21 protein-coding genes and 5 tRNA genes are annotated in these 20,923 nt (G+C 62.1%); 10 read left to right on the top strand and 16 right to left on the bottom strand.

Annotated features, from left to right (window positions below):
- Nucleotide 1 precedes the first annotated feature (1 nt).
- The 9 genes from ACIOAU_RS22760 to ACIOAU_RS22720 all read right to left on the bottom strand — a co-directional run bounded on the left by ACIOAU_RS22760 (nt 2) and on the right by ACIOAU_RS22720 (nt 8,415).
- The gene (locus tag ACIOAU_RS22760; protein ID WP_101316219.1) at nt 2-1,285 is read right to left on the bottom strand and encodes a Zn-dependent hydrolase; all 1,284 of its coding nucleotides are present in this window, start codon (nt 1,283-1,285) and stop codon (nt 2-4) included.
- A gap of 12 nt (nt 1,286-1,297) precedes the next feature.
- The gene (locus ACIOAU_RS22755; protein ID WP_101316221.1) at nt 1,298-1,993 is read right to left on the bottom strand and encodes an ABC transporter ATP-binding protein; all 696 of its coding nucleotides are present in this window, start codon (nt 1,991-1,993) and stop codon (nt 1,298-1,300) included.
- Nucleotides 1,993-2,745, bottom strand: a complete 753-nt coding sequence (locus ACIOAU_RS22750; protein WP_101316223.1) for an ABC transporter ATP-binding protein — start codon at nt 2,743-2,745, stop codon at nt 1,993-1,995. Before ACIOAU_RS22750 ends, ACIOAU_RS22755 begins: the two co-directional genes overlap by 1 nt.
- Complete coding sequence (locus ACIOAU_RS22745; protein ID WP_401184759.1) at nt 2,745-3,752, bottom strand: branched-chain amino acid ABC transporter permease; 1,008 nt, start codon at nt 3,750-3,752, stop codon at nt 2,745-2,747. Before ACIOAU_RS22745 ends, ACIOAU_RS22750 begins: the two co-directional genes overlap by 1 nt.
- A 2-nt stretch (nt 3,753-3,754) precedes the next feature.
- The gene (locus tag ACIOAU_RS22740; protein ID WP_101316227.1) at nt 3,755-4,615 is read right to left on the bottom strand and encodes a branched-chain amino acid ABC transporter permease; all 861 of its coding nucleotides are present in this window, start codon (nt 4,613-4,615) and stop codon (nt 3,755-3,757) included.
- 60 nt (nt 4,616-4,675) lie between these two features.
- On the bottom strand, nt 4,676-5,878 hold the full coding sequence (locus tag ACIOAU_RS22735) for an ABC transporter substrate-binding protein (protein ID WP_101316229.1): 1,203 nt from the start codon (nt 5,876-5,878) through the stop codon (nt 4,676-4,678).
- Between the two features lie 90 nt (nt 5,879-5,968).
- Nucleotides 5,969-6,733, bottom strand: coding sequence for a FadR/GntR family transcriptional regulator (locus tag ACIOAU_RS22730; RefSeq protein ID WP_101316231.1), 765 nt, complete (start codon nt 6,731-6,733; stop codon nt 5,969-5,971).
- Between the two features lie 191 nt (nt 6,734-6,924).
- A complete protein-coding gene (locus tag ACIOAU_RS22725) occupies nt 6,925-7,149 on the bottom strand; it encodes a PP0621 family protein (protein WP_101316233.1) in 225 nt (74 codons plus the stop codon).
- 246 nt (nt 7,150-7,395) lie between these two features.
- Nucleotides 7,396-8,415 carry an outer membrane protein assembly factor BamD gene (locus ACIOAU_RS22720; RefSeq protein ID WP_101316235.1) on the bottom strand — a complete coding sequence of 340 codons (1,020 nt, stop codon included), beginning with the start codon at nt 8,413-8,415 and terminating at the stop codon, nt 7,396-7,398.
- A gap of 148 nt (nt 8,416-8,563) precedes the next feature.
- Between ACIOAU_RS22720 and rluD the strand changes: the two genes are divergently transcribed.
- The 8 genes from rluD (at nt 8,564) to ACIOAU_RS22680 (ending at nt 14,085) form a co-directional block, all read left to right on the top strand.
- Nucleotides 8,564-9,526, top strand: a complete 963-nt coding sequence (gene rluD, locus ACIOAU_RS22715) for a 23S rRNA pseudouridine(1911/1915/1917) synthase RluD (RefSeq protein ID WP_101316237.1) — start codon at nt 8,564-8,566, stop codon at nt 9,524-9,526.
- The gene (gene pgeF / locus ACIOAU_RS22710) at nt 9,523-10,266 is read left to right on the top strand and encodes a peptidoglycan editing factor PgeF (RefSeq protein ID WP_401184755.1); all 744 of its coding nucleotides are present in this window, start codon (nt 9,523-9,525) and stop codon (nt 10,264-10,266) included. The genes rluD and pgeF overlap by 4 nt, the downstream gene beginning before the upstream one ends.
- A 294-nt stretch (nt 10,267-10,560) precedes the next feature.
- Entirely contained in the window at nt 10,561-13,125 is a 2,565-nt protein-coding gene (gene clpB, locus ACIOAU_RS22705; protein WP_101316241.1) for an ATP-dependent chaperone ClpB, read from the top strand.
- Between the two features lie 491 nt (nt 13,126-13,616).
- Nucleotides 13,617-13,692, top strand: a tRNA-Asn gene (locus ACIOAU_RS22700).
- A gap of 3 nt (nt 13,693-13,695) precedes the next feature.
- A tRNA-Pro gene (locus ACIOAU_RS22695) sits at nt 13,696-13,772 on the top strand.
- 6 nt (nt 13,773-13,778) lie between these two features.
- Nucleotides 13,779-13,854: transfer RNA gene (locus ACIOAU_RS22690), tRNA-Lys, on the top strand.
- Between the two features lie 72 nt (nt 13,855-13,926).
- Nucleotides 13,927-14,003: transfer RNA gene (locus ACIOAU_RS22685), tRNA-Pro, on the top strand.
- 6 nt (nt 14,004-14,009) lie between these two features.
- Nucleotides 14,010-14,085, top strand: a tRNA-Lys gene (locus ACIOAU_RS22680).
- A 50-nt stretch (nt 14,086-14,135) separates the two neighbouring features.
- On the opposite strand, the gene ACIOAU_RS22675 is transcribed toward ACIOAU_RS22680, so the two are convergent.
- Nucleotides 14,136-15,044: an EamA family transporter gene (locus ACIOAU_RS22675; RefSeq protein WP_401184753.1), complete on the bottom strand. Its 909-nt coding sequence runs from the start codon at nt 15,042-15,044 to the stop codon at nt 14,136-14,138.
- Nucleotides 15,045-15,154: 110 nt separating this feature from the next.
- On the opposite strand from ACIOAU_RS22675, the gene ACIOAU_RS22670 reads away from it, so the two are divergent.
- The gene (locus ACIOAU_RS22670; protein ID WP_401184751.1) at nt 15,155-15,928 is read left to right on the top strand and encodes an AraC family transcriptional regulator; all 774 of its coding nucleotides are present in this window, start codon (nt 15,155-15,157) and stop codon (nt 15,926-15,928) included.
- Between the two features lie 39 nt (nt 15,929-15,967).
- On the opposite strand, the gene ACIOAU_RS22665 is transcribed toward ACIOAU_RS22670, so the two are convergent.
- From ACIOAU_RS22665 to ACIOAU_RS22655, 3 genes are all read right to left on the bottom strand, one after another.
- Entirely contained in the window at nt 15,968-17,263 is a 1,296-nt protein-coding gene (locus ACIOAU_RS22665; RefSeq protein WP_150569979.1) for an NAD(P)/FAD-dependent oxidoreductase, read from the bottom strand.
- Nucleotides 17,264-17,344: 81 nt separating this feature from the next.
- Nucleotides 17,345-17,518: a DUF3094 family protein gene (locus tag ACIOAU_RS22660; RefSeq protein ID WP_101316250.1), complete on the bottom strand. Its 174-nt coding sequence runs from the start codon at nt 17,516-17,518 to the stop codon at nt 17,345-17,347.
- A gap of 132 nt (nt 17,519-17,650) precedes the next feature.
- Nucleotides 17,651-18,280 carry a DUF1780 domain-containing protein gene (locus tag ACIOAU_RS22655; protein ID WP_101316252.1) on the bottom strand — a complete coding sequence of 210 codons (630 nt, stop codon included), beginning with the start codon at nt 18,278-18,280 and terminating at the stop codon, nt 17,651-17,653.
- 251 nt (nt 18,281-18,531) lie between these two features.
- On the opposite strand from ACIOAU_RS22655, the gene ACIOAU_RS22650 reads away from it, so the two are divergent.
- Nucleotides 18,532-19,212: an energy-coupling factor ABC transporter permease gene (locus tag ACIOAU_RS22650; RefSeq protein ID WP_150572779.1), complete on the top strand. Its 681-nt coding sequence runs from the start codon at nt 18,532-18,534 to the stop codon at nt 19,210-19,212.
- A 22-nt stretch (nt 19,213-19,234) separates the two neighbouring features.
- On the opposite strand, the gene yacG is transcribed toward ACIOAU_RS22650, so the two are convergent.
- Genes yacG through ACIOAU_RS22635 form a run of 3 tightly spaced genes read right to left on the bottom strand, consistent with a single transcriptional unit; the run spans nt 19,235 to nt 20,921 of the window.
- Nucleotides 19,235-19,435, bottom strand: a complete 201-nt coding sequence (gene yacG, locus ACIOAU_RS22645; RefSeq protein WP_101316256.1) for a DNA gyrase inhibitor YacG — start codon at nt 19,433-19,435, stop codon at nt 19,235-19,237.
- Nucleotides 19,432-20,055 carry a dephospho-CoA kinase gene (gene coaE / locus ACIOAU_RS22640; protein ID WP_101316258.1) on the bottom strand — a complete coding sequence of 208 codons (624 nt, stop codon included), beginning with the start codon at nt 20,053-20,055 and terminating at the stop codon, nt 19,432-19,434. Before coaE ends, yacG begins: the two co-directional genes overlap by 4 nt.
- The gene (locus ACIOAU_RS22635) at nt 20,055-20,921 is read right to left on the bottom strand and encodes an A24 family peptidase (RefSeq protein WP_150569981.1); all 867 of its coding nucleotides are present in this window, start codon (nt 20,919-20,921) and stop codon (nt 20,055-20,057) included. Before ACIOAU_RS22635 ends, coaE begins: the two co-directional genes overlap by 1 nt.
- Nucleotides 20,922-20,923: the final 2 nt, after the last annotated feature.

The raw sequence follows: 20,923 nt of genomic DNA, 5'->3' as shown, positions 1-20,923 counted from the left end.
CTCAATGGGCTCCCTGATTGGCGGCCTGGACCATTGCCCGCAGCAGTACATCACAGCCATCGGCCAGGTCCTGCGGCGCAGCGTTTTCGATTTCGTTGTGGCTGATGCCGCCTTCGCACGGCACGAAGATCATCCCCGCCGGGCCCAGCTCGGCGACGAAGATCGCATCGTGGCCAGCGCCGCTGACGATATCCAGATGGCTCAGGCCCAGCGCGACTGCGCCCTGGCGCACAGCGTCGACACACTGCTCGGCAAAATACAGCGGCGGGAAGTCAGCGGTTGGCGTCAGCTCGAAGCTCAGGCCATGCTTGGCCGTGGTGGCTTCGATCACCGCGCGCACCTCGGCGACCATCGCATCGAGCTGCTGCGGGTCGAGGTGACGCAGGTCGATGGTCATGTGCACCTGGCCGGGGATCACGTTGCGCGAGCCAGGATGCAGGCTCAGGCAGCCGACCGTGCCGCAGGCATGCGGTTGATGGGCATGGGCGATGCGGTTGACCGCGCTGACTACATCGGCGGCGCCGACCAGTGCATCCTTGCGCAGGTGCATCGGCGTAGGCCCGGCGTGGGCTTCGACGCCGGTCAACACCAGGTCGAACCACTTCTGCCCTAGGCAACCCTGCACTACGCCAATGGTGGTGCGCTGGTCTTCCAGCACCGGGCCTTGTTCGATATGCGCCTCGAAGTAGGCGCCGACCGCATGGCCGGTGGGCACACGCGGGCCGGCGTAGCCGATGCGCGTAAGCTCGGCGCCGACTGACAGGCCTTGCTCGTCGCGCTTGGCCAGGGTCTCGTCAAGGTCGAACTTGCCGGCAAATACTCCGGAACCCATCATGCATGGCGGGAAGCGCGAGCCTTCTTCGTTGGTCCACACCACCACTTCCAGCGGTGCTTCGGTTTGCAGGCCGAGGTCATTGAGGGTGCGGATCACCTCCAGCCCGGCCATCACCCCGTAGCAACCGTCGAACTTGCCGCCGGTGGGCTGGGTGTCGATATGGCTGCCGGTCATCACTGGCGCCAGGTCCGGGTTGCGCCCCGGACGGCGGGCGAAGATATTGCCGATGGCATCGACACTGACGCTGCAGCCCGCCTCCGTGCACCATTGCACGAACAGGTCGCGCGCCTGGCGGTCAAGGTCGGTCAGAGCCAGCCGGCACACGCCGCCCTTGGCGGTGGCACCGAGGCGGGCGAGGTCCATCAGCGACTGCCAGAGGCGCTCGCGGCTGATCAAGGCGCCCTGGCCTAGTGTTGCTTGCGCTGGATCGATAGGGTTTTGGCTGTTCATGGTCGGTCTCCTTCAGGCGCTCAAGGCCAGGTAGCGGTTCTTGATGCTCGGGTCGGCGCGGAACTGTTCGGCGCTGCCCTGATAGGCCACGCGGCCTTGTTCCAGCACGTAGTGACGGTCGGCGAGGGCGTCGCAGACCTTGAGGTTCTGCTCGACCAGCAGGATCGACAGGCCTTCGTCCTTGATCCGCCGCAGGATCTTCACCAGTTCGTCGACGATCACCGGGGCCAGGCCTTCAGTCGGCTCGTCGAGGATCAGCAGCTTGGGCCCATTGAGCAGCGCGCGGGCAATCGCCAGCATCTGCTGCTCGCCACCGGACAGGGCAAAGCCGCTGTTGCGGCGACGTTCCTTGAGCCGCGGGAACATCGCGTAAACGTCCTCCAGCTGCCAGCGGCTGTGCTTGCGCGCGGCGATCTTGAGGTTCTCTTCGACGTCCAGCTGGCGGAAGATGCCGCGGTGCTCCGGCACCAGCGCGATGCCTTGGCGGGCGATGTCAAAGATCTCGCGACCGACCAGCGGCTGGCCGTTGAAGTGAATCTGGCCCTGGCGCGGGCGGACGATGCCGAGAATGCTGCGCAGGGTGGTGGTCTTGCCGGCGCCGTTACGCCCGAGCAGGGTCACCAGCTCACCGGCCTCGACCTTGAGCGAAACGCCCTCGAGCACATGGCTCTTGTCGTAGTAGGAATGGATCGATTCGACGCTGAGCATCAGGCGGCCTCTCCAAGGTAGGCGGTACGCACGCGTTCGTCGTTGCGCACCTGATCCGGGGTGCCTTCGACCAGGATCTGGCCGTGGCTCATGACGGTAATGCGTTGGCTGATCGACATGACGATGCTCATGTTGTGTTCGATCAGCAGCACGGTGTGGTCGCGGCCCAGGTCGCAGATCAGGTCGGTCATCACCGGGATGTCATCGATGCCCATGCCCGAGGTGGGCTCGTCGAGCATCAGCAAGGTGGGCTTGGCGCAGATCGACATGCCGACTTCCAGCACCCGCTGCTGGCCGTGCGACAGCTCGCCAGCGAGGGTCTCGGCGCGGCCGTTGAGCTTGAGCCGTTCGAGCACCTGGTCAGCGGTGTCCCAATGGCTGCGCTTGTGCTCGACGCTGCGCCAGAAGTTGAGCGCGCCAAGGCCATCGCGGCCCTGCGCGGCCAGGCGCAGGTTCTCGCGCACGCTTAGGTTCTGGAACAGGCTGGTGAGCTGGAACGAGCGCGCCATGCCCAGAGCGACGCGGCCGTGAGACGGTTTGCGGACGATGTCCTGGCCGTTGAGGAGGATCTTGCCGGCGGTGGCCTGGCGCTCACCGGTGAGGCAGTGGAACAGGCTGGTCTTGCCGGCGCCGTTGGGCCCGATCACGGTGTGGATGGTGCCGGCACGGACTTTCAGGTCGACACCATCGACGGCATGGAACGGCCCGTAGGCCAGTTGCAGGTTGTGTGTTTCGAGGAGGAATTCGCTCATTACAGCTGCTCCTTGGTTTTGCCATCGACGGCAGGCGAAGGGCGCAGGCGCTTGGCCAGATCAGCCAGGCCACCCCACAGCCCACCGCGCATGAACACCACCACCAGAATCAGGATCACCCCCAGCAGCATCAGCCAGCGCGGCCACAGCTCCGACAGCACGTCCCCGAGCAGCACGATCGCGCCGGCGCCGAGCAACGAGCCGAACAGCGAGCCGGTGCCGCCGACGATGGTCATGATCAGGATGTTTTCACTCATCATCAGGTCGATGTTCGACAGCGGGGCAAAGTGCAGCAGCATCGCGTACAACGCCCCGGCGATACCGGTGATGGCGCCAGACAACATGAACACCAGGATCTTGAAGTGGCGAATGTCATAGCCGATGGCCGCAGCGCGGGTTTCGTTTTCGCGGATCGCCAGCAAGGTGCTGCCGAACGGTGAGCGGATCACCCGCAGGGCGCCGGCAAAGATCAGCAGGAACAGCACCGCGACAAACGCGTAGAAGTGGCGCGGGTCGGCAAGGTCGAGCAACACATGCCCGGCAACCGTGATGTTCGGCCGTGGCACGTCGAGCAGGCCGTTGTCGCCGCCGGTCCAGCTGCTCAGGGTGTAGGCCAGAAAGTACGCCATCTGGCTGAAGGCCAGGGTCAGCATGACGAAGTAGATGCCCTTGCGCCGAATCGCCAGCGCACCGACCAGCAAGGCCAGCAGCGCGCCGAACAGCGCCGCGCCAACCAGAGCGCCGAGCATGCCCCATTGCAGGTGAATCATCAGCAGCGCCGCGCCGTAGGCACCGGCACCAAAGAAGATGCCCTGGCCGAACGAGAGCAGGCCGGTGTAGCCCAGCAGCAGGTTGCAGGCCAGCGCGGCCAGGCCAAAGATCAGGATCTCGGTGGCGAGGGTGGTCGACGGCAGGATCAGCGGCAAGCCGATCAGGGTCACGACCAGCAACAGCAGCAGCGCCGGGCCATGCCCTTTGGCCACGGCCAGTGGATTTTTCTCAGTCATGTTCATGCTCTCCCGAACAGGCCGTAGGGACGAACCAGGATCACCGCCGCCATCGCGCCGTAGATCATCAGGCTGGCGCCTTGCGGCCAGAGGCTGCTCATCATGCTTTGCACCACCCCGACCAGCAGGCCGCCAACCAGCGCACCGCCAAACGAGCCCATGCCGCCGATCACCACCACGACGAAGGCGATGCCGAGAATCTCCGGGCCAACGAACGGCTGCGCCCCGCGCAGTGGCGCAAACAGCACCCCGGCCACGCCCGCCAGGCCCACGCCAAGGGCAAAGGTCAGCGAGAACAGGCGGAAGATGTTGGTGCCCAGCAGCGACACCGTCTCGGTGCTTTCACTGCCGGCTCGCACCAGGGCGCCGAAGCGGGTGCGCTCCAGCAGCAGCCACAGGCCAAGGCCGATCAAGGCGGCGAAGCCGATCAGGAACAGGCGGTAATAGGGGTAGATGAAGTCGCCGATGATCAGCACCCCGCGCAGCTCCGGCGGCACCGCGATGTGCTTGCCGACCGGGCCCCAGATCAGCACCGAGGCTTCCTGGATGATCAGCGCGATACCAAGGGTGACGAGAATCTGGAAGGTGTGTGGCAAGTGGTAGATGCGCTTGATCAGCACCCGCTCAACCACCCAGGCCAGCGCGGCTACCGCCAGCGGCGCGATCAGCAGCGCCAGCCAGAAGTTGCCGGTCAGCGCCACGGCGGTGTAGCACAGGTAGGCACCCAGCAGAAAAAACGCACCGTGGGCGAAGTTGACGAAGTTGAGCAAGCCGAAAATGATTGTCAGGCCCACGGCAATGAGGAAGTAGATCATCCCCAGGCCAAGGCCGTTGAGCAGCTGGAACAGGTACAAATCGAGCATGAACGTGCCCTCTGCAGCGCGCCGCGCGCCTGCAATTTTGTCGAGTGGGAAGGCGTGGCGTCAGGCCAGGGCGCAACCGGTTTGAGAGACCTCGATGAACGAACGGCCGGCGTGCAGCACTTCGGCCAGATCATCGTCATCTCGCATCTGTGCTTGAGGTTTGCCGCGCAGCAGGTAGTAGTCCTTGAGCACCTGATGGTCACCCGGGCGGATCAGCTCGTCGCCGGTCGGGCCTTGGAAACTCATGCCCTGCAGGGCTTTGGACACTGCGGCGCCGTCGAGGCTGTTGGCCTTGATGATGGCTTCGAGCATGACCCGGGTGCCGATGTAGTCGGCCGCCAGCGGGTAATTGGGGTTGATGCCGTAGGCCTTGCGCGTGGCCGCGACCAGCTCGCGGTTGAGCGGGGTGTCAACCTGATGCCAATACTGCGCGCCGAGGTACACGCCTTCCAGTACATCGCTGCCCAGCTCCTGGAATTGATCGAGCCCGGCCGACCACACCAGCAGCACTTTCATCCGATCCTTGATGCCGAAATTGACCGCCTGGCGCAGGGCATTGGATGACTGGCTGCCGAAGTTGAGCAGCACCAGTACGTCCGGCTTGGCGGCAATGGCGTTGGTCAGGTAGCCGGAGAACTCCTGCTCCTGCAGCGAGTGGTAGCTGTTGCCGATGTGCTCGATGCCGTGTTCGCTGAAGACCTTGCGTGCGTTGTCCAGCAGGGCATCGCCAAACACGTACTGCGGGGTGATGGTGTACCAGCGCTTGGCCTCGGGCAGCAGCTTGATCAGCGGCACCAGGGTTTCGCGAATGGCGCCGTAGGTCGGCACCGACCAGCGAAAGGTAGAGCTGTTGCAGTCCTTGCCGGTGATCTCGTCGGCTCCGACCGGGGTCATGAACACGCCGCCGGCCTTGTTGATTTCCTTCGACACCGCCAGCGCCGAGGACGACAGCGTGCAACCTTGAAAGAACCGCGCTCCGTCCTGGCCGATGGCTTCCTGGACCTTGCGTACCGCCTTGCCGGCGTTGCCCTCGGTATCGATGACCTTGTACTTGAGCGGCTGGCCGAGCAGCTGCGGGTGCTCGGCAATCGCCAGGCGCGAGCCCATGTCGGCGTATTTGCCGTAACTGGCAAACGGCCCGGACATCGACTTGAGGCCATAGAAGGTCAACGGTTGCTCGGCGAACACCCGCGACGCTCCCAACGGGAGGCTGCCGAGGGCGCCGAGGGCAAGGCCTGCTTTGAGCAGGGTACGTCTTTGCATGAGTAACTCCTTGTTTGTGGTTATTAGGCAGGAGTGGCAATGACAAAGCGGGTACGGCCGGGCCTGTGTGCAGGCCTCTGTCCAGGCGAATCAGTGGTTGTGGCTGAACTCCAGGAGGAAATTGCGGGCGACTTCGCCTTCCAGCGCAGTCATGTGGTGTTCGGCGTCGCACATGTGCTCGTGCATCAAGCGGCGCACGGCGGCTTCATCGTTGGCGCGCAGGGCGTCGAGCAGCTGCTTGTGATAGTCGATGTTGGCCGCGGCGAACTGCTGGCGCTTGGGCAGGTAGGCTTTTTTCAGCACCACAAGGTCGCGCAGCAGGTCGTTGAGAAACACCGCCATGAAGCTCAGCAGCGGGTTGGCGCAGCGACCGGCCAGCAGGGTATGAAACTCAAGCTCGGCCAAACGCTGCTCGCGCTGGCCTTCTTCGCTGTCTTCCGGGGTGCTGCAGAAATCGATGTTGGCTTGCAGCGCGGCGTAGTCGGCCTCGCTGAGGCGGCCCATCACTGAAACCGCCAGCTCGACCTCGATGACTTTGCGCAGTTGGTACACCTGCTCGCCATCCAGGTGCTGAAAATGCAGGTAGTTGCGCAGCGCACGGCTGGCCGGTTCGGTGCCGACTTCATTGAGGTAGGCGCCGCCGCTCGGGCCGGTGCGGGTGCTGACCAGGCCCTCGACCTCGAGCGCCTTGAGCGCTTCGCGAGCGGTGCCCTTGGAACACTCGAAGTGCTCCATCAGCTCACGCTCGGTCGGCAGACGGTCACCGGGGTGCAGCGCCTCGGTGACGATCGAGCGCTTGACCGACTCGACGATCATGTCCGACAGCTTCTGACGTTTGCGCTTGGGTTTGAGCATGCGGGCTATTTTTCATATTTATGCGGATAAATAGGATTTAGCGAATTTGCCGGTGGTGGGTCAAGAGTTGAGGCGGGGAGGGGGTCGTAAATGGAGCGGATGGGTCGGCTACGGGTATGTGTGTTCAGCGAGCGGGCATGAAAAAGCCGCTGTAACCGTGTTACAGCGGCTTGGCCGGAGCAGACCGTTGATCAGTCTTTCGGGCCTTGCTCCAGATGGGCTGGGCTGCAGTACCACTGATTGCCACGGTGCAGCGCCCGGTCATTGGGCAGGTGCACGCCGCAGTGCGCGCAGCGCACCATGGTCAGCGGGTCATCCAGGCGCTGCGCGGGGCGCGCCTGCTGGCTGAGCTTGAATTTGCGCCACAGCCAGAACGCGGCGGCGATCAGGGCGATCCAGAAAAGTAGGCGAACCATGGTGTCCAGCTTGGTCGAGAAGAAGAGCCGACAGTCTAGGACGCGGGCAAAAAAAAAGGGAGGCCTTGGGCTTCCCTTTCTTTTTTGTTTTTCCGACATCGTGCTTGCTGTGTGTAGGAGCGGCCTTGTGTCGCGAAAGGCCTGCGCAGCGGGCCCAGCAATTCTGCGGCGCTGCGTAGATCGTGGGGCCGCTGCGCAGCCCTTTCGCGACACAAGGCCGCTCCTACAAGGGCAGCCTGTATCAAATCAATCAAACAGACCGAAGGTCGCGTAGCTGAACCACGAACGGCTCTCTTCGGCTTCTTTCGGACCGGCTGGCAGAATCGGATCACCGTCTTCATCTTTAGGCAGCAAGTCTTGCGGAATCTCCGAACGGGCATCCTTGAACTGGCGAACCACGTCCTGATTGGCGCGGGTCTCACCTGGCGGCAGCGGCGTGTCGGTCTCGATCAGGCCCAGGGTTGCCTTGGACAGCCACGAACGCTGATCACCATCAGCTTGCTTGGGCTCGAAGCTGCCGTCGACCAGGCTTGGGTGATCTGGGTAGTTGAGCTTGAGGGTTTCCAGGCTGGTATTGGCCAGCTCGTCCAGGTGCAGATGCTGGTAAGCCTCGACCATCACCGCCAGGCCGTCACCGACCGATGGGGTTTCCTGGAAGTTCTCGACCACGTAACGGCCACGGTTGGCTGCAGCGACATAGGCCTGGCGGCTCATGTAGTAGTCGGCAACGTGGATTTCGTAGGCGGCCAGCAGGTTGCGCAGGTAGATCATGCGCTGCTTGGCGTCTGGCGCGTAGCGGCTGTTGGGGAAGCGGCTGGTCAGCTGGGCGAACTCGTTATAGGAGTCGCGGGCAGCGCCCGGATCACGCTTGGTCATGTCCAGCGGCAGGAAGCGCGCCAGCAGGCCACGGTCCTGGTCGAACGAAGTCAGGCCCTTGAGGTAATAGGCGTAGTCGACGTTCGGGTGCTGCGGGTGCAGCCGGATGAAGCGCTCGGCAGCCGACTTGGCAGCCTCTGGCTCGGTGTTCTTGTAGTTGGCGTAGATCAGCTCGAGCTGGGCCTGATCGGCGTAACGGCCGAACGGGTAGCGCGATTCCAGGGCCTTGAGCTTGTTGACGGCACTGGTGTAGCTCTTGTTGTCCAGGTCGGCCTGCGCCTGCTGGTACAACTCGGCTTCGCTGAGGTTCTCGTCAATCACTTCCTTGTTCGAGGAACAGGCAGCGGTAAGCCCGAGGAGGGCGATCAGCAGCAGGTGTTTCACTTGCATGGCGGCTTGCGTCCTTTGACGGCCGCTGTCTTGGGCGGTGCCGTCCTGTTATGATGAGCGCCCCCGGGTTGACCCCAGGGCAAAAGAAGCCGTATTTAACCACAAGCGCGCAGTTGAAACCAAAGGCTGTGCGCCAGCCGAATCGAGCATGTCCGAGATCATCCAACTTAGCGAAGAGGTCCCGTCCGAAATGGGCGGCCAGCGCCTCGACCAGATCGCCGCCCAACTGTTCGGCGAGTACTCGCGTTCGCGCCTGACCACCTGGATCAAGGACGGCCGTCTGACGGTCGACGGTCAAGTCGTGCGTCCACGCGATCCGGTCTATGGCGGTGCCAAGCTGGTCCTTGAGGCCGAGCAGGAAGCCCAGGGCGAGTGGATCGCCCAGGACATCCCGTTGAACATCGTCTACGAAGACGAGCAGATCCTGGTGATCAACAAGCCTGCCGGGCTGGTTGTCCACCCGGCTGCCGGGCATGCCGATGGCACCCTGCTCAATGCCTTGCTGCACCACGTGCCAGACATCGTCAACGTGCCGCGTGCGGGCATCGTCCACCGCCTGGACAAGGACACCACCGGCCTGATGGTAGTGGCCAAGACCCTGCAGGCGCAGACCAAGCTGGTCGAGCAGATGCAGAGCCGCAGTGTCAGCCGCATCTACGAGTGCATCGTGATTGGCGTGGTCACCTCCGGTGCCACCATCAACGCCCCGATCGGTCGCCACGGCGGCTCGCGTCAGCGCATGGCGGTGACCGAGACCGGCAAGCCTGCCGTCAGCCACTACCGCGTGCTCACCCGCTTCCGTTCGCACACCCATGTGCGGGTCAAGCTGGAGACCGGCCGTACGCACCAGATCCGCGTGCACATGGCCCACGTCGGCTATCCGCTGATTGGTGACCAGACCTACGGCGGTCGCTTCCGCATCCCGCCTGCGGCCGAGCCGGAAATGGTCACTGCGCTGAAGACCTTCCCGCGTCAGGCCCTGCACGCACGCTTCCTCGCCCTCGATCACCCGCTCACGGGTGAGCGGATGCAATGGAAGTCGGCGCTGCCGGAAGACTTCGTCGGCTTGCTGGAGCTGCTCCAGGAAGACCGCGACAGCTTTATCGGATGAACGGTCTGACGCAGTTGCTGCGCCCTGATTGGCCAGCCCCGGCCACAGTGCGCGCCTGCGTCACCACTCGTGCGGGTGGCATCAGCCTGCCGCCGTACGACAGTTTCAACCTGGGCGATCATGTCGGCGACGACCCGGCTGCCGTCAGTGAAAACCGCCGACGCCTCAGTGAGCAATTCGACATTCATCCCGCCTGGCTCAAGCAAGTCCACGGCGTGGTGGTGGCTGATGCTAACCCGGCGCAGGTGATGGAAGCTGACGCGAGCTGGACCGACCATGCGCACATTGCCTGTACGGTGATGACCGCCGACTGCCTGCCAGTGTTGTTCTGCGATCGCGCCGGTACCCGCGTTGCCGCAGCCCATGCCGGCTGGCGCGGGCTGGCGGGCGGCGTGCTCGAGGCTACCCTCGAGCGCCTGGCAGTGCCGGCCGATCAGGTGCTGGTCTGGCTCGGCCCGGCCATTGGCCCGAGCGCATTCGAAGTAGGCGAAGAAGTCCGTGACGCCTTCACTGCCGAGCACCCGCAAGCCGCCGAAGCATTCGTGCCGGGTGAGCGTGCGGGCAAACTGCTGGCCGACATCTACCAGCTGGCACGCATCCGCCTTGCGGCGCGCGGCATCACTGCTGTCTATGGTGGTGGCCTGTGCACGGTCAGCGACCCACGCTTCTATTCCTATCGGCGCACCCCGCAGGGTGGGCGCTTCGCTTCGCTGGTTTGGCTCGATCCGCTGTGCGTCTGATTTGAGAGCGCCGGGGCTGCGTTGCTGCAGCCCTTTCGCGACACACGGCCGCTCCTACAGGGGACCGCGTACTACCTGAGCGGCCTTGTGTCGCGAAAGGGGGGCAGAGCGCCCCAGCATTGCCAGCTCCTCATGCAGTCATCGTTCTTGTAGGACATTCCCGTAACTGATCTCGATCAACCCGGCTAAGCTTGAAACTCCCAGAATAAGCCTCATCTATTAGTCATCTCTGGCAGGTTTCTTCATCAGGTGTGTCCATCGCTCCGGCCTGCCCTTATTTAGGAAGGTATCCCCATGCGAATAGACCGATTAACCAGCAAACTGCAATTAGCGTTATCTGACTCGCAATCCCTGGCGGTGGGCATGGACCACCCGGCCATCGAGCCGTTGCACCTGCTGCAAGCACTGATCGACCAGCAAGGTGGTTCGATCAAGCCGCTGCTGATGCAGGTCGGCTTTGACGTCAACAGCCTGCGCAAGGCGTTGAGCAAAGAGCTCGACCAGCTGCCGAAAATCCAGAACCCGACCGGCGACGTCAACATGTCGCAGGACTTGGCGCGCATGCTCAACCAGGCCGACCGTCTGGCCCAGCAGAAGGGTGACCAGTTCATCTCCAGTGAACTGGTGCTGCTGGCGGCCATGGACGAGAACAGCAAGGTCGGCAAACTGTTGCTCGGCCAGGGCGTGAGCAAGAAAGCCCTGGAAAACGCCATCAATAACCTGCGTGGCGGTGCGGCCGTCAACGACGCCAACGTCGAAGAGTCGCGTCAGGCCTTGGACAAGTACACCGTCGACCTGACCAAGCGTGCCGAAGAAGGCAAGCTTGACCCGGTGATCGGCCGTGACGACGAAATCCGCCGCACCGTGCAGGTATTGCAACGCCGGACCAAGAACAACCCGGTGCTGATCGGCGAGCCTGGCGTGGGTAAAACCGCCATTGCCGAAGGCCTGGCCCAGCGCATCATCAATGGCGAAGTGCCGGACGGCCTCAAAGGCAAGCGCCTGCTCGCCCTGGATATGGGTGCGCTGATTGCTGGCGCCAAGTACCGCGGCGAATTCGAAGAGCGCCTCAAAGGCCTGCTCAACGAGCTGTCCAAGCAGGAAGGGCAGATCATTCTGTTCATCGACGAGCTGCACACCATGGTTGGCGCTGGTAAAGGCGAGGGCGCCATGGACGCCGGTAACATGCTTAAACCGGCCCTGGCCCGTGGCGAGCTGCACTGCGTCGGCGCCACCACGCTCAACGAGTACCGCCAGTTCATCGAGAAGGACGCGGCGCTCGAGCGACGCTTCCAGAAGGTGCTGGTCGAGGAGCCGAGCGAGGAAGACACCATCGCCATCCTGCGCGGCCTGAAAGAGCGCTATGAAGTGCACCACAAGGTGGCCATCACCGACGGTGCGATCATTGCCGCGGCCAAGCTCAGCCACCGCTACATCACCGATCGCCAGCTGCCGGACAAGGCCATCGACCTGATCGACGAAGCGGCCAGCCGCATCCGTATGGAGATCGACTCCAAGCCTGAAGTGCTCGACCGTCTCGACCGTCGTTTGATTCAGCTCAAGGTCGAATCCCAGGCGCTGAAAAAAGAAGAAGACGAGGCGGCGAAAAAACGCCTCGAGAAACTTCACGAAGAAATCCAGCGGCTGGAGCGTGAATACTCCGACCTGGAAGAGATCTGGCAGTCGGAAAAAGCCGAAGTACAGGGCTCGGCGCAGATCCAGCAAAAGATCGAGCAAGCCCGTCAGGAGCTTGAAGCTGCGCGCCGCAAAGGCGACCTGAGCCGCATGGCCGAGCTGCAGTACGGGGTGATCCCGGACCTGGAGCGCAGCTTGCAGATGGTCGACCAGCACGGCAAGAGCGAGAACCAGCTGCTGCGCAACAAGGTCACCGAGGAAGAGATCGCCGAAGTGGTCTCGAAGTGGACCGGCATCCCGGTGTCGAAGATGCTCGAAGGCGAGCGCGACAAGTTGCTGAAAATGGAAGCGCTGCTGCACCAGCGCGTGATTGGCCAGCACGAGGCCGTGACCGCCGTGGCCAACGCCGTGCGCCGTTCGCGGGCCGGGCTGTCTGACCCGAACCGGCCAAGTGGTTCGTTCATGTTCCTTGGCCCGACTGGCGTGGGTAAGACCGAGCTGTGCAAGGCCTTGGCCGAGTTCCTGTTCGACACCGAAGAGGCCATGGTGCGTATCGATATGTCCGAGTTCATGGAGAAACATTCCGTGGCTCGCCTGATCGGTGCTCCACCAGGCTATGTAGGTTACGAAGAGGGCGGGTACCTGACCGAAGCCGTGCGCCGCAAGCCGTACACCGTTTTGCTGCTGGACGAGGTCGAGAAGGCCCACCCGGATGTATTCAACGTGCTGCTGCAAGTGCTTGAAGACGGTCGCCTGACCGACAGCCATGGCCGTACGGTGGACTTCCGCAACACGGTCATCGTGATGACTTCCAACCTTGGCTCGGCACAGATCCAGGAGTTGGTCGGCGACCGTGAGGCGCAGCGTGCGGCGGTAATGGACGCGGTGGGTAACCACTTCCGGCCGGAGTTCATCAACCGGATCGACGAGGTGGTGGTGTTCGAGCCGCTGGGCCGTGAGCAGATCGCCGGTATCACCGAGATCCAGCTGGGCCGTCTGCGCAGCCGTCTGGCCGAGCGCGAGCTGTCGCTGGAACTGAGCCCGGAGGCGATCGACAAGCTGATCGCGATTGGCTACGACCCGGTGTATGGCGCACGTCCACTGAAGCGCGCGATCCAGCGCTGGATCGAAAACCCGCTGGCGCAGTTGATCCTGGCAGGGCAGTTCATGCCGGGGACGACGATTACCGCCAAGGTCGAAGGCGAAGAAATAGTCTTCGAATAAAAAATAATCTTGAGCCCCGCACGTGCGGGGCTTTTTTTTGAAAATTTTCTGGGTTTTTTTACCCAAAAACGGCTTTGACCCTGAGAAAAATGCCTGCCACGACGATTATTCTGCCCATCCCGAAGCGAGATCCAGCAGCGTTTTCTGCCCTCCAGTTGGCTCGCAGGGCGATCGTAAGCTACTGATTATCCCAGTAAAACCCCCAATTTACGGGGGCTCGCGGCAAGCCCGTAAAATTATTGAAATTTATGCTTGCATCTAAAATCGAGTGCTCCTAATATACGCCCCGCTGTCAGCCACTAAGCAGATCGCCAGCGGTAACAACGATCTGAAAACAGTTTGCAAATCAGTAAGTTGAATGCAAATTGGGGGTTGACAAGCAAAACGAAGGATGTAGAATAGCCGGCCTCAGAGACGCAAACGCAGAAATGCAGAGTGTTGAAGAGATCGAAGCTTAAACAGCCTTCGAGATCGGAAGATCGAAGTTTAGTTCCGCGATAGCTCAGTCGGTAGAGCAAATGACTGTTAATCATTGGGTCCCTGGTTCGAGTCCAGGTCGCGGAGCCATTTCGGGGTGTAGCGCAGTCCGGTAGCGCGCCTGCTTTGGGAGCAGGATGTCAGGAGTTCGAATCCCCTCACCCCGACCATTTTCCGGGTCGTTAGCTCAGTTGGTAGAGCAGTTGGCTTTTAACCAATTGGTCGTAGGTTCGAATCCTACACGACCCACCAGTAAGATAAGGGTACCTCGACTGAGGTGCCCTTTTTCTTCGTCTAGTGTTTGCTTTTGTACAGTTTCATTTTCGGGGTGTAGCGCAGTCCGGTAGCGCGCCTGCTTTGGGAGCAGGATGTCAGGAGTTCGAATCCCCTCACCCCGACCATATTCCGGGTCGTTAGCTCAGTTGGTAGAGCAGTTGGCTTTTAACCAATTGGTCGTAGGTTCGAATCCTACACGACCCACCATGTAAGAGCAGGGCACCTCGACTGAGGTGCCCTTTTTCTTTATCTGGATTTTATCTCTGCAGGTTTTCCCGCCTGCCCCCGCCACGTTGCCGACCTGCCTGCACAGCCTTTCCAGGGCGTGCTCCGACGGCGAGCGCCAGCAAGATCAGCAGCATCGACGCCAACCCCAATGTACTTGGCCATTGCCCCAGTATCAGCATCGAACTGACGATGCCGAACAGCGGGATCAGCAGCGACAGCGGTGCTACCTGTGATACAGGGTATTCGCGCAGCAGCAGGTTCCAGCCCCAGTAGCAAAACAGCGTCGCGCCGTATACCTGAAACGCCAGCGAAAACAAGGTAAACCCGTGCAACTGGGCCGGCAGCGCGGTGAATGGTGCTGAGCCGTGTGCAAGCCAGGTCAGCAGTAATAGCGGGATTGGCGGGAACAGGCTGGCCCAGACCACAAAAGCAAAGATTTCCTGCACCTTCGACTTTTTGATCAGTACATTGCCAATACTCCAGGCCAGGGCGCTGGCGATTACCAGCGCTAAACCGACAGTGCTGACGGTGCCTGAGCCATCCACCAGCACGCCGAACAGGCCAAGAGCCGCCAGGCATATGCCGATCAGTTGTGGCCGATTCAGGCTTTCGCCAAACCACAATACGCCCCAGCCCAAGGTGAAAAATGCACTTAGCTGAATCAGCAGCGAGGCACTGCCAGGTGGTACGCCCAAAGCGATGCCCTGGTTGATAAGCGCCCACATGGCCACGCCGAAGATCAAGCCGTAGCCGGCCAGCCAGCGAAACCTTACCTGCGGCCGCTTGACCACGAATACCCAAGGCAGGGCGGCAAGGCTGAAGCGCAGCGCGGTCAGCAGCAGCGGATCGATCTCGGCCAGGCCGAGCTTGGTGATGGGGAAGTTCAACCCCCAGATGGCCGTGACCATGACGGCCAGGCACAGGTGCTTTTTCTGCATTGTCAGACTTTTCCCGGAACAACGAGCGCACAAGCGCGAGAGCGGGAAATATGCGCGAAATGGCGCTGGCCTGCTTTCAGCTTGAGGCCAACTATCATTAAAATCAGGCCATGAAAGAATCTCTCGGTCTTGATCCTTACCAGAACGTCCCGCGTGATGCGGTGGTGACGGTGCGTGATTACGCCGACGGCCAGGTATTTGCCGCGCACAGCCATCAACGCGGGCAGTTTGCCTACGCCTCATGTGGCGTCATCACCGTGTTTACCGACAGGGGTAATTGGGTGGTGCCGCCCCAGCGGGCTATCTGGGTGCCGGCGCGGCTGGGTCATGCCATGCACATGCGTGGCCCGGTCACCATGCTCAACACCTATATCCGCGAGCCTGCTGCACTGGCTTTGGGCTTGCCGGAGGCGTGCCAGGTGTACGGTGTATCTGCACTGCTACGGCAGTTGCTGGACAAGGCGATTGAGGTCCCTGCGCTGTACGCCGCAGAGGGGCGTGATGGCCACCTGATGGGCCTGTTGTTGCATGAGATAGCGGCCATGCCAGCGCTGTCGCTGAATGCGCCACTGCCGCATGAGCCGCGGCTGGCGCAGGCCTGCCGCGAGTTTCTCGAGCAACCTTCACTGGAGGTCGGCATTGACGCCATGGCCCAGCGCACGGCCATGAGCCGGCGCACGTTCACTCGCCTGTTCAGGGCGCAGACCGGCATCAGCTTCATCGAATGGCGGCAACAGGCTTGCCTGCACGCGGCGGTGATCAGGTTGGGCAACGGCGAGCCAGTCACGCAGGTGGCAATAGCGCTTGGCTACAGCAGCTCAAGTGCCTTTGCGACTGTTTTCAAGCGGGTGTTGGGCGAGGTGCCGAGCCGCTATATGGCGTAACCACCGGGGCCGCAAGGCTGCGGCCCGGCAGTTTTTACGTCAGTGCAGCTTGAGTCGCGGTTCGGTGCCGCGGCCGATCTTGCTGCCGATCATCAGCATCGCCGTGCGGAACGCGCCATACAGCGCCATCTGGTGCATGCGGTACAGCGACACATAGAACATCCGCGCCAGCCAGCCTTCCAGCATCACGCTGCCGGTCAGGTTACCCATCAGATTGCCCACTGCCGAGAAGCGCGACAGCGAGACCAGCGAGCCGTAATCCTTGTAGGCATAGGTTGGCAGCGGCTTGTTGTCGAGGCGGGCTTTCAGGCTCTTGGCCAGCATTGAGGCCTGCTGGTGCGCAGCCTGCGCGCGAGGCGGCACATTGCGGTCGCTGCCCGGTTGTGGGCATGCAGCGCAGTCGCCAAAGGCGAAGATATTGTCATCCAGTGTGGTCTGCAGGGTGGGGCGCACCACCAGCTGGTTGATCCGGTTGCTTTCCAGGCCGTCGATATCCTTGAGGAAGCCCGGCGCGCGAATACCTGCCGCCCATACTTTGAGGCTGGCCTGGATGACTTCGCCGGAGGCGGTTTTCAGGCCATCTTCGGTCACTTCACTGACCGAGGCGTTGGTCAGCACCGTCACCCCGAGTTTTTCCAGGGTCTTGTGCACCGGCACGCTGATGCGCTCAGGCAATGCCGGCAACACGCGCGGGCCGGCTTCGATCAGTGTGATGTGCATGTCTTGCGGCTGGATCTTGTCCAGGCCGTAGGCGGCCAGCTCGTGCGCGGCGTTGTGCAGCTCAGCGGCCAGCTCGACGCCCGTGGCGCCGGCACCGACGATGGCCACGCTGATTTTTTCGCCCGCTGCATTACCGGCATGGGCGCGCAGGTAGTGATTGAGCAGCTGCTGATGGAAGCGCTCGGCCTGCTTGCGGCTGTCGAGGAACAAGCAGTGCTGCGCCGCGCCCAAGGTACCGAAATCATTGGTATTGCTACCAACTGCAATTACCAGGGTGTCGTAGCCCAGGGTGCGCGCTGGCAGCAGCTCGCGGCCGTCTTCATCGAGGGTGGCCGCCAGCTGGATCTGCTTGCTCTCACGCTCCAGACCACTCATGCGGCCGAGCTGGAAGTTGAAGTGGTTCCATTTGGCCTGGGCGACGTAGTTGAGCTCGTCTTCCGAAGAGTTCAGCGAGCCGGCCGCCACTTCGTGCAGCAGCGGTTTCCAGATGTGGGTCAGGTTGGCGTCGACCAGGGTGATTTCGGCCTTTTTGCTCTTGCCCAGGCTTTTACCCAGGCGGGTCGCCAGTTCCAGGCCGCCGGCGCCGCCGCCGACAATCACGATGCGATGTGTCATGGAGATATCTCATAAGGTTAAACGAATGCTTGGCCCTGAGGGCCGGCGTCGTGGCCGAGGGGAGGGCGAGCGCAACGCAGCTCATAGCACCAGTCCACTCAACAAACGACTCAAGAGGCCCAGACCGATGGTCACTGCCACCACCAGCGCCAGGAGCAGCCATGGCCGAAAAGGCCTGCGCTCGACTTGGTGCTGAGGGGCTTTGAGATACTCATCGACGCGACGCTGATCTTCAGGATTCAGGCGGCTGGTCATGGTGGGCCTCGTCAGATAGACGCTTGAGACTGCACGAACGCTACAGGGTTCGTGCACCAGGCAGCGACGAATGATAATACTTTCTGTCTATGCCGCCGAGTGTACGCCGCTGCAAAGACTTTCGGCAGTGGATCAAAGACTGATCCCGACATCGAAAACGATACTGCGTCCCAGGTTACCGCGCAGAAAATCCGGCGCGTCCGGGTGGGCGAACAGCACCCGGGCAAAGGTTGGTCCGACCAGCGACAACGACCGCCAGCCCTGGCGCAGGTATTCGGTCGGCGGCGGGAAATGGCTGTTCAGGTCGAGCACTTCACGCTTGAGGCTGGCAAAAGCGATTATATCCAGCTCGTTCAACTCCAGGCCGCGCTCGCGGTAATTGTGGGCTTTCTTGCGCAAGGTTGGAGCCAGGCGCAGCAGCAATTCCTGCGCGCTGATGCGTCTGGGCCGGGCTTCGCGGCGTACCAGCTGGCTCAGCGAGAACGCACTGCGCCGCCGTTGCAGCTCTTCGCGCCACTCGTCATTCAGCCGCCGACCCTCATCGAGCACGAAAAATACCTCGAATGCCGCGTCGCGAAACAGCACGTCCGGCGGCTCCTGCCCGGCGGGGGTGAAGTCTTCGTTGCGGTAGGGAATGTTCAGCCCCTGCAGTAGGCGCTGGCAGACCCAACGCTCGCGTTCCCATTTGCGGGCATTGGACAGAAAGGCATTGGCTTGTTCGGCCTGGATAGTAAGCAGGCGCAGGTAATCTGAGTCATCCATGGCTCAAGCTTAGCCGCTAATCTGTGAAGGTAAGATGTTGTTTACCGATGAAAATCAGCCAACCTCCAGGTCAACGCGGTCCCGTAGGAGCGGCCTTGTGTCGCGAAAGGCCAGCGAAGCTGGCCTGGCGATATCAGCGGCGAAGCTGAAAATGTGGGGCCGCTGCGCAGCCCTTTCGCGACACAAGGCCGCTCCTACGCCGAGCGCGCCAGGTTTGGAAGAATGGATAGTCAACACAGGAGACATCAAACGTGATCAGCGCACAGGTCCTGTCCACCACCAGCCTCACCCTCGGCTGGCTGGCCTACCTGCCACTGCTGCTCTGGGCCATATCGCGCAGCAGCTGGATCGAACTGTGCAGCGATCGTCGCCGCCAACACCTGCTGTTCGGCGCGATATTCGCCTTGTTTGCGTTATGGCTGGTTCGTCGCGACTTCGACACCGGCGTCTCCTACCACTTCATCGGCATGACTGCCGTAACCCTGCTGCTCGACTGGCCGTTGGCGATCATCGCCGGCTTCATCGCTCAACTCGGGCTGTTGTCGCTCGGCCGGCAGGATTGGGCCGCGCTCGGCATCAACGGCCTGCTGATCGTCGGCCTGCCGGTGCTGGTTACCGAAACCTGCGCGATCCTGGTCGAGCGGGCGCAGCCGCGTAACCTGTTCATCTATATATTTTCAGGCTTTTTCGCCGCTGCGCTGTCAGCCCTGCTGTGCCTCACGGCTGCGCTGGGCCTGCTCTGGGTCGATGGCCTGTTCGCCATGCCCGAGTGGCTGACGGACTTTGTCGGTTACCTGTGGCTGATGATGTTTCCCGAAGCCTTTATCAACGGCATGGTCATCAGTGCGCTGGTGGTGTTCTGCCCGGAATGGCTGGAGACCTTCAACCGCACCCGCTACCTGCAGGCGCCGTGGAAGGATGACGAGCGCTGAGGCCCATCACCCAGGCATGGACTCAGTGACGCGGCTCCAGATCAGCCGAATACAACTCATCTTCCGATTCCGGCGCGCCGGCAATCTTGTGTTCCTCAGCCGCCCAGGCGCCAAGGTCGATCAATTTACAGCGGTCGGAGCAAAACGGCCGGTTGACGCTGGCCTCGGTCCATTCCACAGGTGCGCCACAGGTTGGGCAATCAACGGACAACGGCTGGCTCATGGCTGGCCTCCTCGTAAAGTCAGGTAAAAGTGGTGCAACTGGTCGATCTGCTCGTGCAGCCAAGGCACATCGCGATCATTCACCAGCACATCGTCGGCATGCCGCAAACGCTCCTCGCGGGTCGCCTGAGCCGCCAGAATCGCCTGCACCTGCTCAGGGCTGGTGCCGTCGCGCTGCAATGTACGCTGCACTTGTAGCGCCTGCGGCACATCGATCACCAGCACGCGCTGGGTCTTGCGATACTGCCCCGACTCGATCAACAGCGGCGAAACATACACCGCATAGGGCGACTCGGCCTTGGCCAGGTAGCTGAAGATCTCCTGCCCGATCAACGGGTGCAGCAACGCTTCAAGCCAGCGCCGCTGTTCAGGGTCGGCAAAAATCAGCTGGCGCAGTGCCGCTCGATCGAGCTGGCCATCGCCTTGCAGCACGCCCGCGCCAAAGCGCTCGACGATGCTGGCCAACGCTGGCCGCCCAGGCTCGACCACCCAGCGCGCAGCCTGATCAGCGTCGACCAGGTGCACACCCAGCTCGACAAAACGCTCGGCCGCAGCGCTCTTGCCACTGCCGATGCCGCCGGTCAGGCCCAGGATCCAAGGGGAAAACGCCGCAGTGGTCATCAGATTCCAAGCAGTTGCAGGTAAGAGGCGTACATTTCATCACCCCAGAGCACAGCAATCCACCCCGCAATTGCCAGATACGGACCAAACGGCATCGCCGTGCCCAGCGAAGCGTTACGCCAACGCAGCAAACACAGGCCGATCAACGCCCCCACCAGCGATGACAACAGCAGCGTCAACGGCAGCACCTGCCAGCCACCCCAGGCGCCGAACAACGCCAGCAGCTTGAAGTCGCCATAGCCCATGCCGTCCTTGCCGGTCACCAGCTTGAATAGCCAGAACACCGTCCACAGGCTCAGGTAGCCCATCACCGCGCCCCACAGCGCGTCCGGCAACGGCACGAACATACCCGTGGCATTGAGCATCAAACCGATCCACAGCATCGGCAGCACCAGCACATCGGGCAGCAACTGATGCTGGCTGTCGATCAAGCTCAATGCCAGCAGGCACCAGGTCAGTAACAGCGCAGACAGCGCCTGCAGCCCAGGCCCGTAGTGCCATGCCACCACCAGCGACAGCCCGGCGCAGGCCAGCTCCACCAGCGGGTAACGCCTGCTGATCGCGCCCTTGCAGCCCGCGCATTGTCCCCGCAGCAGCAGGTAACTGAGCACAGGAATATTCTCCCAAGCCCGGATCCGATGCCCACAGTGCGGGCAATGCGAAGCCGGCAGCGCCAGATCAAACCGCCCATGTTCGGCGACCGGCAACTCCAGCACCTCCTGCGCTTCACGCTGCCACTGCCGTTCCAGCATGATCGGCAAACGGTGCACCAACACATTGATGAAGCTGCCCACCAGCAAGCCCAGCAGTGTCGCCAAACAGGTGAAATAAACCGGCTGTGCGGTCAAAAGCGTCCACAGATTCATAT

The sequence above is a fragment of the Pseudomonas sp. NPDC088322 genome, assembly GCF_044740745.1.
In the GTDB taxonomy this organism is placed as follows: Bacteria; Pseudomonadota; Gammaproteobacteria; order Pseudomonadales; family Pseudomonadaceae; genus Aquipseudomonas; species Aquipseudomonas shirazensis.
This window is presented reverse-complemented; position numbering and strand designations above follow the sequence as displayed.